Genomic DNA, 16,222 nt, shown 5'->3' with positions numbered 1-16,222 from the left:
ATCCACCTTGTTCCAGGAGAACATCTCCACCTCTGACGTCACCGACGTCAGCACCTCTGACATCGATCCGCGCTTCGTCTTCGCCTTCGACGCGTACGACGACCTCGGCCCCGGCCAGCGCTGGTCCACCTGGCTCGACGTCGAGCCGCTGTCCCGCGGCCCCGAGCCGCGCCCCGAGTGGGTCGTCACGTCCCAGGGCGCGATCGACACCGATCTGGGCATCCTGAAGACCGGCAAGGAGGCCGACGTCTTCCTGCTCGACCGCTCCGACCCGCACGACCCGCGGCAGGGCGTCGTGATGGCGGCGAAGCGCTACCGCTCCCCCGACCACCGCAGCTTCCACCGCTCGGCCACCTACACCGAGGGCCGCAGCATGAAGCGCTCCCGCGACGAGCGCGCGGTCAAGCGCAAGAGCACGTTCGGTCGCGAGGTCGCCGCCGGCGAGTGGGCGATCTCGGAGTGGTCGGCGCTCAACCGCTGCTGGTCGCTCGGGCTGCCGGTCCCCTACCCGGTGCAGATCGACGGTACCGAGATCCTGATGGAGTGGATCAGCGTCGAGGGCCCCGACGGCACCGACAGCGCGCCACGGCTTGCGCAGACCCGGCCGGAGCCGGCGCTGCTCGCGTCGTACTTCGACCAGCTGCGTGAGGCCATGGCCACGCTGGTGCGGAACGGGCTGGTGCACGGCGACCTGTCGCCCTACAACATCCTCGCCGCCGGTGAGCGCGTCGTCATCATCGACCTGCCCCAGCTGGTCGACCTGGTCGGCAACGTCCAGGGCTTCGACTTCCTGCTGCGCGACTGCACCAACGTGTGCACGTGGTTCCAGCGCCGCGGGCTCGAGGTCGACCCGCAGGAGCTGTTCGGCGACCTGATGGCGCAGGCGTTCTAGCGGCCCCCGCGCCAGGCGGCGTCGAGGATCGCCTCGAGGTCGGCCCGGGTCGGCGCGACCGGGTTGCTGTACGGCGCCGCGAGGACCTCGTCCGCGACCCGGGCGAGGTCCTCGTGCCGCACCCCCAGCGCCTGCAGCCCGTCCGGTACCCCGACCGCCGCGGCGAGCGAGAGCAGCGCCGCCGGCACGTCGTCGGTGCCGAGCGCGCGCCGCAGCACGGCGTCGGCCTCGGGCGCGGCGGGCAGGTTGAACGCGGCGACGTGCGGCAGCACGATCGCGTGGGTCTCGGCGTGCGGGAGGTCGAGCATCCCGCCGAGGACGTGGCACAGCTTGTGGTGCAGGCCCATCGTGGTCGCACCGAGGCAGGCGCCGCACAACCACGCGCCCTCCAGGGCCAGGCTGCGCGCGGCGCCGTCCGAGCCGTCGGCCACGACGAGCGGCAGCGCGGCCGCCAGGTCGCGCACCCCGCGCTCGGCCATCGCGCTGGTCACCGGAGTGCCGTTGGGGGCGTAGAGCGCCTCGACGGCGTGGGCGATCGCGTTCAGGCTGCTCGGCCCGGACACCGCGGCGGGCAGGGCGTGGGTGAGGTCGGGGTCGTAGACGACCGAGCTCGGCAGCACGACCGGGTCGCGGCCGGTCGTCTTCCGCCCGTCCTCGGTCAGGCCCCAGACCGGGGTCATCTCGGAGCCGGCGTACGTCGTCGGCACGGCCACCGACGGCAGGCCGAGCCGCAGGGACAGCGCCTTGGCCAGGCCGATCGTCGAACCGCCGCCGATCGCGAGGCAGCCATCAGCGCCGAGCTCCTCGACGACCTCGACAGCAGTCGCGACGGTCTCCACCGGGACGTGCATCCGAGCCCCGTCGAAGGTACCGGCGGCCCGCTCCCCGAGCAGGCCGGTGACCCGCGCGGCGAGCGCGCCCTGCCGGGGCGTGGAGAGCACCAGCACCCGGCGCAGGCCGAGCCGGTCGACCTCCTCGGCGACGCGGTCGACGGCTCCGCAGCCGAAGACCACCCGCATCGGCAGGGCGTCGTGCACGAACCCGGTCACGCTGTCTCCTCGTCTCGCTGGCCGACCAGCTGCACCTCGAAGTGTGCCCGACGGAAGGGCGCGCTCACGCCGTACCTCTCCGCTTCCGCCGGGTCCTCGCTCACCGCGAAGTCGCGGACCAGGCTGGGCTTGACCGCGAAGACCGCGTCGCTGTCGAGGTAGGGGCTGTCGGCGACGAACAGGTGCGTGGTCACGGGCTCGAAGCCGGCGGCGTCGACGATGAGGTGCACGTGCGCGGGACGGTACGGGTGCCGCTCGCTGGCCGCGAGCAGCCGGCCGACCGGGCCGTCGGTCGGGATCGGGTAGTGCGAGGGCACCACCGTGCGGAACCAGAAGGCACCATCACCGTCGGCCGTGAACATCCCCCGCCCGTTGCCCGCAGGCTGGACGTCGGGCCGCTGGACGTCGTAGAAGCCGTCCTCGTCGCACTGCCACACGTCCACGCTGGCACCGGGGACCCGCCGGCCGTCGAGGTCGACGACCACACCCGTCACGACCGCGGGCCGGTCGAGGCCGACCTCACTGATCGAGTCCCCGAGCGCACGCCGCGGCGACTCGGTCATGTGGAACGGGCCGAGCACCGTGCTCTCCGTGCCGTGGTCCCCGCCGTTGAGCGTCTCGACGAGCATCGAGACCCCGAGCACGTCGGACAGGAGGACGAATTCCTGCCGGGTCTCGTCGCACTTCTGGCCCACCGCAGTCAGGAAGTCGACCGCCTGCCCCCACTCGGCGAGCGTCGGCCGCACCTCCCGCACGAGCGCGTGCACGTGCCGGGTGACGGCGTCGAGGACCGCCCGGGTCCGCAGGTCCGGCGTCGCGGCGAAGCTCGCCCGGACCTCGTCCAGCAGCGTCGCGCGCGGCGGCGCGAGGTGGTCGGCGAACCAGTCGGCGACGACGGCGTTGCGCTCCTCCCCGTGCCGGTAGATCGTGTGGTCGCCGTCCTCCCACTCGCACAGGTCGGCCACGCCGAGCGCAGCGTCCAGGAAGGGTTGCTGCTCCTCGCGCGACACGATCGGGTCCTCGCCGCCGTGGACGACGAGCACCGCTCCCGCGATCCGGTCGTCGTCCTGCAGCGCGATCCGGTCGAAGTTGGCCTGCACGGCGGCCTCGTCGGCTCCGCCGAGCATGGCCGCGGCCTGCTCGCCGAAGGTCCGGAAGCCCAGCAGCCGCGGGCGTGCGGGCGCGCCGTTGACGCAGACAGCGGAGATCCGCGGGTCGCTCGCGGCCGTCGTACCGGCGAACAGGCCGCCCATGCTGTTGCCCCAGATGCCGACGCTGCCACCGAGCGTGGGGTCGGCGAGGACGTGGTCGACGAAGGTGGAGTACGCCGCCCGCACGTCGACGTCGAGCAGCACGCCGCCGCGCATCCGGGACTCCCCCTGCCCCGGTCCCTCGACGAGGAAGGCGGCGAGGCCGCGGTCGAGCAGCGCATCGGCGGCGCGCAGGTAGGTCGCACCCCAGCCGCTCTGCCCGCCGAGCACGATCACCGTCCCCCGCGCCTCTCCCTGCGGACGGAGCAGCCAGCCGAAGAGCCGTCCCTCGCCGAACGGCAGCTCGACCTGCTCCCACGCCGGCTCGGCGAGCGCACCGGCCCGCGCGACCGTCGCGGTCAACCGCGCGTACAGCGCCGAACGGTGCGGGCTGTCGTCGTTCCACGCCATCTGCGCGAACAGCAGAGCGGCGGCCGACCAGCGGAACGCCTCGCGGGCCGTCGCGACGCGTCCGGCCGCCAGCGCCTTATCGGCCTGCGCCGCGCGGTCGTCGGCGATCGCGACGAGCGCCTCGTCCCAGGAGGTGCCGGCGTCGGTCGCGGCCCGGAGCCGTCGTACGTCAGCCGCAGCCAGCCCTCCGTCGACCAGCCGCTCCGGCGACATCGACCGCCACAGGACGTCGGCCGGCGGCGTCACGCGACGGTCCAGTCGAGCCGCTCGCGGAGCTGGCCGAGCGCGGCCGGGAGGTCGGCGAGCGCACCGGCCCAGAACAGGTGGTGGTCCGGGCGGCCGAGGAACGCCTCGACGCCGTGCTCGGCGAACCACGCCGCATAAGTGCCGTCCACGTCGGCGACGGTGTCGAGGGAGGCGGCCACGACGCCGAGCTTGTCGAGGAACGCGAGGTCGGTCGCGTCGAGGGATGCGGCGGTCGCGGTGACCAGGTTGAAGCCGCGGCCGAGGACGTCGTCGAACAGCCCCTCGATGTCACCGTGACGCACCACGCCGTGCGGGGTCAGGGTGCCGGCGAGCGGGCTCACCGCACCCGCGTCGTCATGGTGGACCACGCCGGCGACCAGGGTCGGGAACGGCGGCGGGGGCGGCACGTTGCCGGTCCGGAACGCCTCGTCCCGAGCGGCCCCCTCGACCGGGTCGTGGGTGTTGGCCACCGTGCCGAGCATCGTGGAGATCTCGGTGATCGCGGTGGCGTGCGGGCGCCGCTCGGCCTCGTAGCTGTCGAGCAGTGCGTCGCCGGCCAGGCACCGCAGGACCAGGTCCAGCTTCCAGGCGAGGGTGATGCCGTCGCGCATGCCGGAGCAGGCGCCCTGGCCCATGTACGGCGGCGTCGTGTGCGCCGCGTCGCCGGCGAGCAGCACGCGCCCCTCCCGCCAGTGCTCGGCGATCCGGCCCTGGAAGGTGTAGACGACCTGCCGCAGGATCTTCACGTCCTCGGGGCCGATCCCGTGGGTCTCCTCCAGCCACCGCCAGGCGAAGTCAGGGTCCTCGAAGGCCGCCTGGTCCTCGCCGGGCAGGACGGCGAGCTCGAAGCGCTGCCGGCTGCGACCGATCGGCATGAACATGTGTCCACGCTCGGGGATGCAGAACTGGGTGGTGCGGCTGAAGTGCTCGGGGAGCTCCCGCAGCCGCTCGGTGTCGATGTTGAGCCAGCGGTCGTCCACCCCGTTGTCGCTGCGCTCGATGCCGAGCGTGGCCCGCACGAAGCTGTTCGCGCCGTCGGCGCCGACCAGGTACGACGCGGTGAAGGTCCGCTCCTCGTCGGCGTGCGACCACTGCCCGGTCCGGGACTGGCTCCACGGCCGGGCGGTCACCTCCACACCGGAGTCGTGCGGGCGGATGTTGACGACCGACCAGCCCTGGTTGACCTCGACGTTGCCGCTCGCCCGGGCGGCGGCGTCGACGGCGTCCTCGATGTCGGGCTGGTACATCGAGATGTGGGCGGGGAAGCCCGCGGAGGTGCCCCGCCAGTCCAGCTCGACGAGCTGCTCCCCGTCGGCGTTGAAGAAGCGGAAATGGTCGACCGGGAGCGCGTCGCGCAGCGCGTGGTCGATGTCCCCGACCGAGGCGATGACCCGGGCGGTCTCGCCGTCGATGTGGGTCAGGCGCGGCAGGCCGTAGAGGCCGGGCCAGCGCTCGAAGACGACCACCTTGTGGCCGGCCTTCCCGAGGGCAGAGGCCAGCACCAGGCCGGCCGGTCCGTATCCGACGATCGCGACGTCGTACTCGTTGCTCATGACGGCGACGCTAGGTTCGGCAACGGCGTGGGGCGATCCGCTTCGCGTCAGGGTGATCCGGTGAGCGACACGAGTGTGCCGACGGTCACCCGGGCAGGCCGCGCAAGGTCGTCGAGGGCGACTCGCCGTAGCGCTCGAGGTAGGCGCCGGCGAACCGCGGGACGTGCGTGAAGCCCCACCGCAGCGCGACGTCGGCGACGGTCAGGCCGCTCCCCGGCCGGGCGGCGCGCAGGTCGGCGTGGACCCGGGCGAGGCGCACCTGCTGGAGGTACTGGCGCGGCGAGATCCCGACGTGGTCGTGGAAGTGGCGCTGCAGCGAGCGGGTGCTGACGCCGGCCTCCTCGGCGAGCCGCTCGACGGACAGCTCCTCCTCGGGGTGCGCCTCGATCAGGTCGACCACCCGCTTGACCGGGGTCGGCCGGTGTGCGCCGCGGCGCCGCTCCGCGAGCCGGTCGCTGTAGTTGTGGGGCTGGGCGAGCAGCAGGCCGGTCATCAGGAACCCGGCGAACGGGTTGGCGGCGTCGACCGTTCCGGCCAGCCCCATCGGCTCGTCGAGGTCGTCGACCAGCAGCCGGACCGCGCGCGCCCACGAGGCCGCTGCCGGTCCGCGCAGGTCCATCGCCATCCGGAACCGGATCGGCGCGACCACCGTCCGACCCAGCATCTGCTCGAGGTGCCGCTCCAGCGCGTACCGCTCGAAGCGCACGTGCAGCTGGCGGTAGTCGTCGCTGAGCCGCATGGTGGCCTGCATCCGCGGCGAGATGATCCCGGCCGTGTGCGGGTCGACGACCACCTCGTCGTCACCGCAGCTGATCAGGTTGCGTCCACCCCACGAGAGATTCACGTCGTAGTAGTCGACCTGCTCGGTCAGGGTCGCGCCGAGCTCGGTGCCGCGGTGCTCGCCGTACACGAGGGAGAGGGAGCCGAGCGGCGCGACCGCGACCGATGCGTGCTCGACGCGTCCGGCGTGGTCGAGCGGCACGAGCCGGTGGGGCGTGAGCGCCCGCGACACCGATGCCCGGAACTCGTCGAGGTCGTCGGCATCGACCACCGAGAACCTCTCGAGCACCGGGCGGGTCGTCACCTCGCCATGGTAGGGCGGCGACCGTCAGGCGAGGAAGGATCGCACCAGGTGGTGGTAGCCCGGGGGCTCCAGCAGGAACGAGTCGTGCCCCCAGGGCGAGACGACCTCGGTGTGGTCGACGGCGCCGCCGCGGGCGAGCAGCTCGTCACGGATGCGCAGCGAGTGGGCGGTGGGGAAGCGCCAGTCGGAGTCGAAGGAGACCAGCCGGAACCGCGTCGACGGTACGACGGCCGGGTGAGCGGCGAACGGGTCGAAGTAGTCCATCGGACGGGTCAGGTGGAGGTACGACAACGCGTCGAACCGATTCAGGAAGCTCTCCCCCTGGTGCTGCAGGTAGCGCTCGACCTCGAAGTCGGCAGCCAACCGCTTCTCGGTCCCGGAGGTGTCGCGGGCATGGCCGAACTTCTCGGCGAGCGAGGTCCCGGAGACGTAGGTGATGTGCGCCATCATCCGGGCGACCTTGAGGCCGTGCCGCGGCGTGACGCCGTGCTCGGCGTACCGACCCTCGCGGAAGTCGGGGTCCTCGAGGATCGCCGCGCGGGCGACCGCCGAGAACGCGATGTTCTCCGTGGTCAGCCGCGAGCTCGCGGCGACGAGCACGGCACGGTCGATCCGGTCCGGCTCCTGCAGCACCCACTCCAGGACCTGCATCCCGCCGAGCGATCCCCCGACCGCCGCGTGCAGGCGCTCGATGCCGAGGTGGTCGAGCAGGCCGCGGTGGGCGCTCACGAAGTCGGCCATGTCGAGGGCCGGGAAGTCGGGGCCGTACACGCGGCCGGTCGCCGGGTCGAGCGACGACGGTCCGGTCGTGCCCGAGCAGCCGCCGAGCAGGTTGGCGGAGATGACGAAGAACCGGTCGGTGTCGAGCGCCTTGCCCGGGCCGATCAGGTTGTCCCACCAGCCGGGGCGGCGCGCGCCGTCGTGCCAACCCGCGGCGTGCGCGTCACCGGTGAGGGCGTGGCAGACGAACACCGCGTTGTCGCGGGCGGGTGACAGCTCGCCGTACGTCTCGTAGGCGACCTCGACGTGCTCCAGGCGAGCGCCCGAGGCCAGCACCAGCGGGCCGTGCTGCGTGAGCACGGCCCGCCGGGTGGTGACGAGCCCGACCGATCCGGTCGCGGCAGTGGTGCTCACTTGGCCGCGATCAGCGCCTGCTCGAGGTCGGCGATGATGTCGTCGACGTTCTCGATGCCGACCGAGAGCCGCACCAGGTCCTCGGGTACGCCGGCCGCCTCGAGCTCCCCCGGCGTGAGCTGCGAGTGCGTGGTGGTCGCGTTGTGCACCGCGAGGGACTTGGCGTCGCCGATGTTGACCAGGTGACTGAACAGCTCGAGCGACTCGATGAACCGCTTGCCGCCGTCGCGCCCGGACTTCAGCCCGAACGAGACCAGGCCGCCGTACCCCTTGCCGGTGAAGAGCCGGTTGGCGATCGCGTGCGACGGGTCGGTCGGCAGGCCCGGGTAGTTGACCCACGCGACGGCCTCGTGGCGCTGGAGGTACTGCGCGACGGCGAGCGCGTTCTCGCTGTGCCGCTCCAGGCGCAGGTGCAGGGTCTCGAGGCCCTGCAGGAACAGGAACGAGTTGAGTGGGGCGATCGCGGCGCCGGTGTTGCGCAGCAGCACGGTGCGGGCGCGGATGATGTAGGCGAGGTTGCCGACCGCCTCGGTCCAGACCACGCCGTGGTACGCGCTGTCCGGGGTGGTGAGGCCGGGGAACCGATCGGAGTGCGCGGCCCAGTCGAAGCTGCCGGAGTCGACGATGACGCCGCCGATCGAGGTGCCGTGACCACCGATGTACTTCGTCGCCGAGTGCACCGACACGTCGGCGCCGTGGTCGAAGACCCGCTCCAGGTACGGCGTCGTGACCGTGTTGTCCACGACGAGGGGCAGCCCCTCGGCATGGGCGGCGTCGGCCCAGGCCCGGATGTCGACCACGTTGATCTTCGGGTTGCCGACGGTCTCGGCGAAGACCAGCCTGGTCCTCTCGTCGACGTGCTGGGCGAGGTCCTCGGGCCGGTTCGGGTCGACGAAGCGGACCTCGATCCCGTACTGGGGCAGCGTGTGCGCGAACAGGGCGTAGGTGCCGCCGTACAGCGTGGAGATGGCCACGATGTTGTCGCCGGCGTAGGTGAGGTTGAGCACCGCGTAGGTGATCGCCGCCGAGCCCGAGGCGACCGCGAGGGCCCCCACGCCGCCCTCGAGCTGCGCCACGCGCTCCTCGAACGCCGACTGGGTCGGGTTCATGATCCGCGTGTAGATGTTGCCCGGCTCGGCCAGGGCGAACAGGTTGGCGGCGTGCTCGGTGTCGTTGAAGACGTACGACGTCGTCTGGTAGATCGGCACCGCCCGCGCGTTGGTCGCGGGGTCGGGCTGCTCCTGGCCGGCGTGCACGGCGAGGGTCTCGGGGCGGTGGGTCATCGGGGGCTCCTTGTCGGCGGTGACATTTCTGATCTAACTGTAGTTACTTACTCCAATTAATTCAGAGGGGCTGTCCGCGAGATGGACTCCGGTAGGTTCCGGACGGTGAGGAGACCCCGCACCCGCAGCGTCGTCGTCGAGTGCCGCACGGACGACGACCACGCCCTCGAGGCCGGTGCCGGGGCCGTCGCCGGCACCCACGTCGCCGGCCTCGACATCACCCGCGCCCGGCTCTACACCGCCGACGAGCTGTACGACGCGCCGCGCTACGCCGACACCTTCGATGGCCGCGCGTACCGCTGGGCGCTGGCGACCTCGGGCCCGGCGGAGGCACTGGCCGAGGTGCTGCACGACCAGGCGATCGACAACGCGCTCGGCGCGTGGGTCGCCGGCGCCGGCCGCGGGCTGGTGGGCGTGATGGGTGGGCACGCCGCCGACCGCGGCACGCCCGGGTACGACGAGGCGGCCCGCCTCGGGGCGCTGCTCGGCCGCGACCACGTCGTCGCCACCGGCGGCGGGCCGGGCGCCATGGAGGCGGCCAACCTCGGCGGCCGGATGGCGGCGGCTCCCCCGGAGGCACTCGCCGAGGCGCTGCGCCGGGTGGCCGCCGTACCCTCCTTCCGGCCGTCGGTCGACGACTGGGTGAGCGCGGCCCGCGAGGCGCTCGCACTCGTCGCGGACCCGACACCGTCGCTCGGCGTCCCGACCTGGCACTACGGGCACGAGCCGCCGAACCTGTTCGCGACGGCGATCGCGAAGTACTTCCGCAACGCGCTGCGCGAGGCGATCCTGCTGATGGTGTGCGACGCCGGGATCGTGTTCCTGCCCGGCGCCGGTGGCACGGTCCAGGAGATCTTCCAGGACGCGTGCGAGAACTACTACGCGACCGACGACGCCGTCGCGCCGATGGTGCTCGTGGGCCGGCGCTACTGGACCGAGGAGCTCCCCGCGTGGCCGCTGCTGCGGTCCCTGTCCCGGGGTCGCGCGATGGAGCAACACGTCCATCTCGTCGACACGGTCGAGGAGGCTGCGGCCCTGTTCGTCAGGCAGCCCCCTGAGCTCGTCGAGTAGCCGCCGCAGCGAGGGACGAGCGGAGGCGGCGTATCGAGACGCACGGCGAGACGTCTCGATACGCCGCTCGCTGGCGCTCGCGGCTACTCGACGAGCTCAGGCAGCCCGTGCGCTGACCTGCTCACCCAGGACCGCGCGGTAGTGGGCGACGAGCTGCTCGTTGATCGCGTACCAGGACCGGTCCTGCACGGCCCGGACCGCGGTCGCGCCCATCCGGCCGCGCAGTTCGGCGTCGCGGGCCAGCCGGTCGACGGACGCCGCGAGGTCCGCACCGTCGCCGGGGCGGTAGAGCAGGCCGGTGGCGCCGTGCGCGACGACGTCGACCGGTCCGCCGGCGGCGGGAGCGACCACCGGTACGCCGGAGGCGAGCGCCTCCTGCGCCGACTGGCAGTAGGTCTCGTAGCGGCCGGTGTGCACGAAGACGTCGAGCGAGGCGTAGGCCCGGCTCAGCTCGTCGCCGTGCAGCAGGCCGAGGAAGCTCGCCCGGTCGCCGAGCAGGCCGCGCAGTCGTTGCTCCTCGGGTCCGCCGCCCACGACGACGAGCGCGTAGCGCGGGTCGTCGGCGAGGTGGGTCAGCAGGTCCAGCTCCTTCTCGGCAGCCAGTCGGCCGACGTACCCGACCAGGAGGCGGCCGTCCGGCGCGAGCCGCTGCCGCAGAGCCTCGTCGCGGCGCCGGGGGTGGAAGGCGACCAGGTCGACGCCCCTGCCCCACCGGTGCACCTCGGGGACGCCCAGTGCCTCGAGCTGGTCGATGCTGGCGGTCGACGGCGCGAGGGTGCGGTCGACGTGCTGGTGGATGCGCCGCGTGAGGCCGGCTGCCGCACGCACACCCCCCGGGACGTCGTAGCGCTCCGCGAAGCCGACCAGGTCGGTCTGGTAGATCGCGACGGTCGGGATGCCCAGCTCCCCGGCGGCACGAGCGGCCTGGAAGCCGAGCGTCGCGGGCGACGCGATGTGGACGACGTCCGGGCGGAACTGGAGCATCCGCTGGCGCAGCCGCCGGCGGGTCTCCAGGCCGAGCCGGAAGTCCGGGTAGAACGGCAGGTTGGCGCCGCGGGCGCGACGGACCCGGAAGCCGGCGTACGTGTCCGGGCCGGTCGGAGCGACGAGCTCGGCGTGGTGGCCCTCGGCCGCGAGGTGCTCGAGCACCCGCCGTACCGAGTTGGTCACCCCGTTGACCTGCGGGAGGAAGGACTCGGCGACCACCAGGACGCGGAGCTTCCTCTTCTCCCCCATGACCTCGTTCATGGCCTTGCTCATGACACCGACGCTAGGAAGCGCGCGTCAACACGGAGTCGGACTTGCGCAAGTGTCGGGCGTCCCGTTCGTGAACGGCTGGGGTACGACGTGACCCGGTTCACCCTCGCCTCGTTGCCTGCTTCGTGGAGATCTCTCGCCGAAACCTGATCCGCAACGCCATCGCCGCCGGCGGTCTCGCGGCCGCCGCCACCACGCTCCCGGGCGTGCTCCGCTCCTCCGCCTCGGCCGACCCGGCCCCGGCGCCCGCCACCCTCGGCCGGACGTTCGCCCACGGGCCGGCCGGCACCGGCGGCTACCGCAGCGTGATCACGGCCTCGGGCGAGCCGCACGTCGCGCGCACGGCGCTCGGCGTGCTCAGCGACGCCGGCCGGACCGGCCGCCGCCAGGGGCTGATCTCCTTCGTGCAGCTCAGTGACATCCACGTCGTCGACGCCCAGTCGCCGCTGCGCCTGGAGTGGACCGACCGGCTCGACGACCCGAGCCCGCTGCCGTCGACCGGGCTGTTCACCTCGTCGTACCGGACGCACGAGATGCTCACGGGCCACGTCGCCGACTCGATGGTCAGGGCGATCAACCGGATCGGCAGCGGCCCGGTCACCGGCACGCCGTTCGCGCTCGCGATCCAGACCGGCGACAACTCGGACAACTCGCAGCTCAACGAGGTCCGCTGGAACATCAACGTCCTCAACGGCGGCCCGGTCCGCTTCGACTCCGGCAACCTGACCCGGTGGGAGGGCGTGGCCGACAGCACCCCGCTGACCTACGACCCGGCGTACTGGCACCCGGAGGGCAACCCCGCCGGCAAGCCGGTCGACCACCCGCGTTCGGAGTACGGCTTCCCCGTCGTGCCCGGCCTCCTCGACGCCGCCCGTCGCCCGTTCACCGCCGAGGGCCTGACCATCCCGTGGTACTCCGTCTTCGGCAACCACGACGGCCTCGCCCAGGGCAACTTCCCCGCCTCCACGCTGCAGCTCAACCTGATCGCGCTCGGCGCCCTCAAGATCGTGTCGCCGCCGCTCGGCCTCGACCCGGGCCAGCTGCTGCAGGACCTCACCGCCGACCCCGGCGCCGTCCTCACCGGCCTGCTCAGCGGCGTCACCAACGCCGGCGTCCGCGCCGTCGCCCCCGACCTGAACCGCCGCCTGCTCACCCGCAAGCAGATCGTCGAGCAGCACTTCGCGCTCGGCGGCGCGCCCTTCGGCCACGGCTTCACGAGCACCAACCGGCAGCAGGGCACGGCGTACTACTCCTTCGACCAGGGGCAGTTCCGCTTCATCGTCCTCGACACCGTCAACCCCAACGGGTACGCCGACGGCTCGCTCGACAAGACCCAGTTCGCCTGGCTCACCGCGCTGCTCGCACAGTCCTCCGACAAGGTGGTGCTCGTCTTCAGCCACCACACCTCCGACACCATGGGCAACCCGCTGATCGCCACCGGCGGCTCCCTGGAGACCCGGGTCACCGGCGCCAAGGTCCTCGACGCGCTGCTCGCGACGCCGTCGGTCATCGCCTGGGTCAACGGCCACACCCACCGCAACAAGATCACCCCGCGTCCGCGCACCGGCGGTGGCGGCCTGTGGGAGATCACCACGGCCTCCCACATCGACTGGCCGCAGCAGGCCCGGATCATCGAGGTCGCCGACAACCGCGACGGCACCCTGTCGATCTTCACGACCATGGTCGACCACGCCGGCCCCGCCTCTGCCGGTGCGGGCACCGCGAACGCCGAGCAGCTCGCCGGCCTGGCCCGCGAGCTCGCCGCCAACGACTGGCACGACCACGGCGCGGGCCTCGGCAGCGCGGACGACCGGAACGTCGAGCTGCTGGTGGGCAACCCGCTGGCCTGAGCCGCTTGTAACTAAGTGTTACATCGCGAAAACCGGTGCAACAACGCCCGGGCAGGTGTCACAACACCGAGGTAGATGGTGCGGGCACGGAGATCCCCAAGGAGGGGTGGTCGCCGACATCAGCGGCGCTGGTTTCCGCAACTACCCGGGTGCTGTGGCCACTACCCGGGCGTCGTTGCCGTGGATTTCGTGCCGTAACACTTAGTTACATGTGCCCGTCAGCCGACCGGGAGCAGCCAGGAGCGCTCCTGGCCGTGAGCGGTGAAGCCGGCGCGCCGCAGGATCGGTCCGGAGGTCTGCACCCGACCCTTCACGATCACCAGGTCGGCACCGTGATCGGCGGCGTACCGCAGTCGGGCGGCGAGCAGGGCCCGGTAGACGCCCCGCCCACGCGCCTCGGGCAGCACCGCCCCACCCCACAGCCGGCCGTCGGCCCCGACGACCGTGAGTCCTCCGGACCCGACCGGGCGCCCGTCGAGGTAGGCCACCACGGCTCCGCCGCCCCCGCCGCGGACCTTGGCCGCCTCCCCCGGGAAGACGTCCGCGAGCACCGCACGGTCGGTGACGGCACCCCCGAGCACCGCGGTGGTCAGCCCGACGGCATCGACGAACACGTCGAGGTCGTCGCTCCAGCGCAGCTCGACGTCCGTTGCAGGCGCCAGCGTCGACGGGTCGGCGTCGGTGAGCTCCATCGCCAGCACGTCGACCGTCTCGTCGAGCACCGCTCCCCGGTCGACGAGCTCGCGCTCCAGCCCCTCCGGGGCGTCCAGCAGTACCCACCAGGCGACCTCGGCCGTGCCCGGCGCCGCCGGGTCCACCAGGTCCCGGGCGCGCACCAGCACCTCGTCGACGACCTCCGCGACCGGCCGGCCGGCACCGGTGCGGGCGACCTGGACCGGGCGCTCGTTCCAGTCGGGATGGCGGACGAGCAGGTACTCCTCCGCCTCGACCCGCGGCGCTCCCACCGGCACGAAGACCCACGCCGCGCTCGCGGCGTCGACACGCTCCCGAGCCTGATGTGTCATGGTCCGATCATGCTCGATCGGTCAGCGGACCTGCCACCAATGGGCACGAGCGGGGCGGCAGCGCCCGAGAACCAGTCGCAGGGCCCTTGTCGACCTGATGCGAACTCAGATCAGCAGCTCGGATATCAACTCGCCGCTCACGGTGAACCGCTGCTCCAGGTCGACGACTCCACCGGGGAAGTCGCCTTCGAGGTGGGTCGAGACCACGTACGCACCGTCCGCCGGCATCTCGACTGCGGTGATCGCGGTGGTGTACGTGTATTTCGTCGCGACAGCCTCCCGCCAGCGGCGGATCTCGTCCACACCGTTGTAGTCAGCCCCCTCGTCGAGCACATGCGCATCGAGGGCGAAGCAGGAGATCAGGGTGCCCAGGTCACCGACAGCAGCGGCGGCGTAGTAGCGGGAGATGACATCAGGGAGAGTAGACACGTCACCGGATGCTAGGCGTGGCCACCGACAAGGCCCCTCGCTGCGCCTTCGACCCGGCGCCAGTCTCCCTGTCAGTTCTCCAGAGCGGCCAGCTGCCCGCAGGCCGCGTCGATCTCGCTGCCCCGGGTGTCGCGCATCGTCGTGGCGATGCCCTTGGCCTCGAGGCGGCGGACGAACTCGTCCATGTCCTCCTCGCGCGAGCGGGTGAACCGTGAGCCCCGGACCTCGTTGAGCGGGATCGGGTTGATGTGGACCCAGCCCGTGCCGCGGCCGTCGCCCGAGAGCACGTCGGCCAGCAGGTCGGCGCGCCAGCCCTGGTCGTTGATGTCGCGCATCAGGGCGTACTCGATCGAGACCCGGCGACCGGTCTTCTCGAAGTACTCGTACGCCGCGTCGACGGTCTCGGCGACCGAGAACCGGGTGTTGATGGGCACCAGGTCGTTGCGCAGCTCGTCGTCGGGTGCGTGCAGCGACAGCGCGAGCGTGACGGGGATGCCCTCGTCGGCGAGCTGCCTGATCCGGGGCACCAGGCCGACGGTCGAGACCGTGACGTGGCGGGCCGACAGGCCGAGGCCGGACGGGGCCGGCTCGGTGAGGCGGCGTACGGCGCCCAGGGTGGCCTTGTAGTTGGCGAGCGGCTCGCCCATGCCCATGAACACGACGTTCGAGAGCCGCCCCGGCCCGCCGGCGACGTCACCGCTGGCCATGGCGCGGGCGCCGACGACCACCTGGTGCACGATCTCGGCGGTCGACATGTTGCGCTGCAGGCCGCCCTGGCCGGTCGCGCAGAACGGGCAGGCCATGCCGCAGCCGGCCTGGCTCGAGATGCAGATCGTCGCGCGGTCCTTGTAGCGCATCAGGACCGACTCGACCAGCGAGCCGTCGAAGAGCTTCCACAGCGTCTTGACCGTCTTGCCCTTGTCGGCACTCTGCTGCCGGATCGGGTCCATCAGGTCGGGCAGGAGGGCGCCGACCAGCGCGGCACGCTGGGCGGCCGGGAGGTCGGTCATCTCGGCGGGGTCGTGGACCAGCCGGCCGAAGTAGTGCATGCCGAGCTGCTTGGCCCGGAAGCCGGGCAGGCCCATCTCGACCAGCAGGTCCTTGCGCTCCGCGTCGCTCAGGTCCGCGAGGTGCCGGGGTGGCTTCTTGCGTCCCCGTGGCTCGGTGAAGACGAGGGGGAGGTTGCGGGGCTGCGCGTCGGGCTGCTCGGACATGGCCCGACGATTCTCCCACCCGGGAGCGCGGTGACCCAATCCCCTGCAGACCCCCGGAACCCGCCCGGGGAGCGCGCTCAGGCGTCCTTGTTGAGCAGGAACCACACGACGGCGGCCCCGACCCCGACCACCACCAGCAGCGTGGCGAGCATCCCGAGCAGCATGTAGCGCCCGAACCGGCGAGTGTGCTGCGGGACCAGCATCCCGATCGGCACCACGAACATCAGCAGCACGAAGGGGAACAGCTCCTCGACGCGCTTGTAGCCGGCGACCCACTTGATGATGGCGGCGTACAGGCCGGGTACGACGATGACCGCCACCATGCCGGTGAAGAACCCGGCGAGCGGGAAGAAGACGGGGTGTCCGCGGTGGAACCAGTCGGGGCGCCGGGACTTCTCGTCCAGCGTCTCCGCCTCGCCGCCCACGCGGCCCTCGCCTGCCTCAGTCATGTCCGGGCGATCGTAGCGGCCGCAC

14 protein-coding genes are annotated in these 16,222 nt (G+C 72.3%); 3 read left to right on the top strand and 11 right to left on the bottom strand.

Annotation, left to right across the window (positions count from 1 at the left end; translation table 11 throughout):
* The first annotated feature begins 7 nt into the window (after nt 1-7).
* The gene (locus ACZYRU_RS17655) at nt 8-892 is read left to right on the top strand and encodes a serine protein kinase RIO (protein WP_488958396.1); all 885 of its coding nucleotides are present in this window, start codon (nt 8-10) and stop codon (nt 890-892) included.
* Here ACZYRU_RS17655 and ACZYRU_RS17650 read toward each other — a convergent pair.
* The 6 genes from ACZYRU_RS17650 to ACZYRU_RS17625 all read right to left on the bottom strand — a co-directional run bounded on the left by ACZYRU_RS17650 (nt 889) and on the right by ACZYRU_RS17625 (nt 8,902).
* Nucleotides 889-1,941: a maleylacetate reductase gene (locus ACZYRU_RS17650; RefSeq protein WP_488958395.1), complete on the bottom strand. Its 1,053-nt coding sequence runs from the start codon at nt 1,939-1,941 to the stop codon at nt 889-891. The genes ACZYRU_RS17655 and ACZYRU_RS17650 overlap by 4 nt on opposite strands.
* The gene (locus ACZYRU_RS17645) at nt 1,938-3,848 is read right to left on the bottom strand and encodes a dioxygenase family protein (protein WP_488958394.1); all 1,911 of its coding nucleotides are present in this window, start codon (nt 3,846-3,848) and stop codon (nt 1,938-1,940) included. Before ACZYRU_RS17645 ends, ACZYRU_RS17650 begins: the two co-directional genes overlap by 4 nt.
* Nucleotides 3,845-5,401 carry a bifunctional 3-(3-hydroxy-phenyl)propionate/3-hydroxycinnamic acid hydroxylase MhpA gene (mhpA, locus tag ACZYRU_RS17640; protein WP_488958393.1) on the bottom strand — a complete coding sequence of 519 codons (1,557 nt, stop codon included), beginning with the start codon at nt 5,399-5,401 and terminating at the stop codon, nt 3,845-3,847. Before mhpA ends, ACZYRU_RS17645 begins: the two co-directional genes overlap by 4 nt.
* A gap of 85 nt (nt 5,402-5,486) precedes the next feature.
* Nucleotides 5,487-6,485, bottom strand: a complete 999-nt coding sequence (locus ACZYRU_RS17635) for a cupin domain-containing protein (RefSeq protein ID WP_488958392.1) — start codon at nt 6,483-6,485, stop codon at nt 5,487-5,489.
* 24 nt (nt 6,486-6,509) lie between these two features.
* A complete protein-coding gene (gene metX, locus ACZYRU_RS17630) occupies nt 6,510-7,619 on the bottom strand; it encodes a homoserine O-acetyltransferase MetX (protein WP_488958391.1) in 1,110 nt (369 codons plus the stop codon).
* Nucleotides 7,616-8,902 (bottom strand): O-acetylhomoserine aminocarboxypropyltransferase/cysteine synthase family protein, encoded by a 1,287-nt coding sequence (locus ACZYRU_RS17625; protein ID WP_488958390.1) that lies wholly within the window; start codon nt 8,900-8,902, stop codon nt 7,616-7,618. The genes metX and ACZYRU_RS17625 overlap by 4 nt, the downstream gene beginning before the upstream one ends.
* A 105-nt stretch (nt 8,903-9,007) precedes the next feature.
* Between ACZYRU_RS17625 and ACZYRU_RS17620 the strand changes: the two genes are divergently transcribed.
* Nucleotides 9,008-9,973: an LOG family protein gene (locus ACZYRU_RS17620; RefSeq protein ID WP_488958389.1), complete on the top strand. Its 966-nt coding sequence runs from the start codon at nt 9,008-9,010 to the stop codon at nt 9,971-9,973.
* Nucleotides 9,974-10,069: 96 nt separating this feature from the next.
* Here ACZYRU_RS17620 and ACZYRU_RS17615 read toward each other — a convergent pair whose 3' ends face one another.
* Entirely contained in the window at nt 10,070-11,233 is a 1,164-nt protein-coding gene (locus ACZYRU_RS17615; protein ID WP_488958388.1) for a glycosyltransferase family 4 protein, read from the bottom strand.
* A 122-nt stretch (nt 11,234-11,355) separates the two neighbouring features.
* On the opposite strand from ACZYRU_RS17615, the gene ACZYRU_RS17610 reads away from it, so the two are divergent.
* A complete protein-coding gene (locus ACZYRU_RS17610) occupies nt 11,356-13,080 on the top strand; it encodes a TIGR03767 family metallophosphoesterase (protein WP_488958387.1) in 1,725 nt (574 codons plus the stop codon).
* A gap of 218 nt (nt 13,081-13,298) precedes the next feature.
* Here ACZYRU_RS17610 and ACZYRU_RS17605 read toward each other — a convergent pair whose 3' ends face one another.
* The 4 genes from ACZYRU_RS17605 to ACZYRU_RS17590 all read right to left on the bottom strand — a co-directional run bounded on the left by ACZYRU_RS17605 (nt 13,299) and on the right by ACZYRU_RS17590 (nt 16,197).
* A complete protein-coding gene (locus ACZYRU_RS17605; protein ID WP_488958386.1) occupies nt 13,299-14,105 on the bottom strand; it encodes a GNAT family N-acetyltransferase in 807 nt (268 codons plus the stop codon).
* A 105-nt stretch (nt 14,106-14,210) separates the two neighbouring features.
* Nucleotides 14,211-14,534, bottom strand: coding sequence for a nuclear transport factor 2-like protein (locus tag ACZYRU_RS17600; protein ID WP_488958385.1), 324 nt, complete (start codon nt 14,532-14,534; stop codon nt 14,211-14,213).
* A gap of 71 nt (nt 14,535-14,605) precedes the next feature.
* Entirely contained in the window at nt 14,606-15,748 is a 1,143-nt protein-coding gene (rlmN, locus tag ACZYRU_RS17595) for a dual-specificity RNA methyltransferase RlmN (RefSeq protein ID WP_488958384.1), read from the bottom strand.
* Between the two features lie 77 nt (nt 15,749-15,825).
* Entirely contained in the window at nt 15,826-16,197 is a 372-nt protein-coding gene (locus tag ACZYRU_RS17590; RefSeq protein WP_488958383.1) for a hypothetical protein, read from the bottom strand.
* Nucleotides 16,198-16,222 lie beyond the last annotated feature (25 nt).

This window comes from Nocardioides sp. F233, from assembly GCF_057813895.1.
Note: the sequence above shows the minus strand (reverse complement) of the source record. Positions and strands in the feature narration are given on the sequence as shown.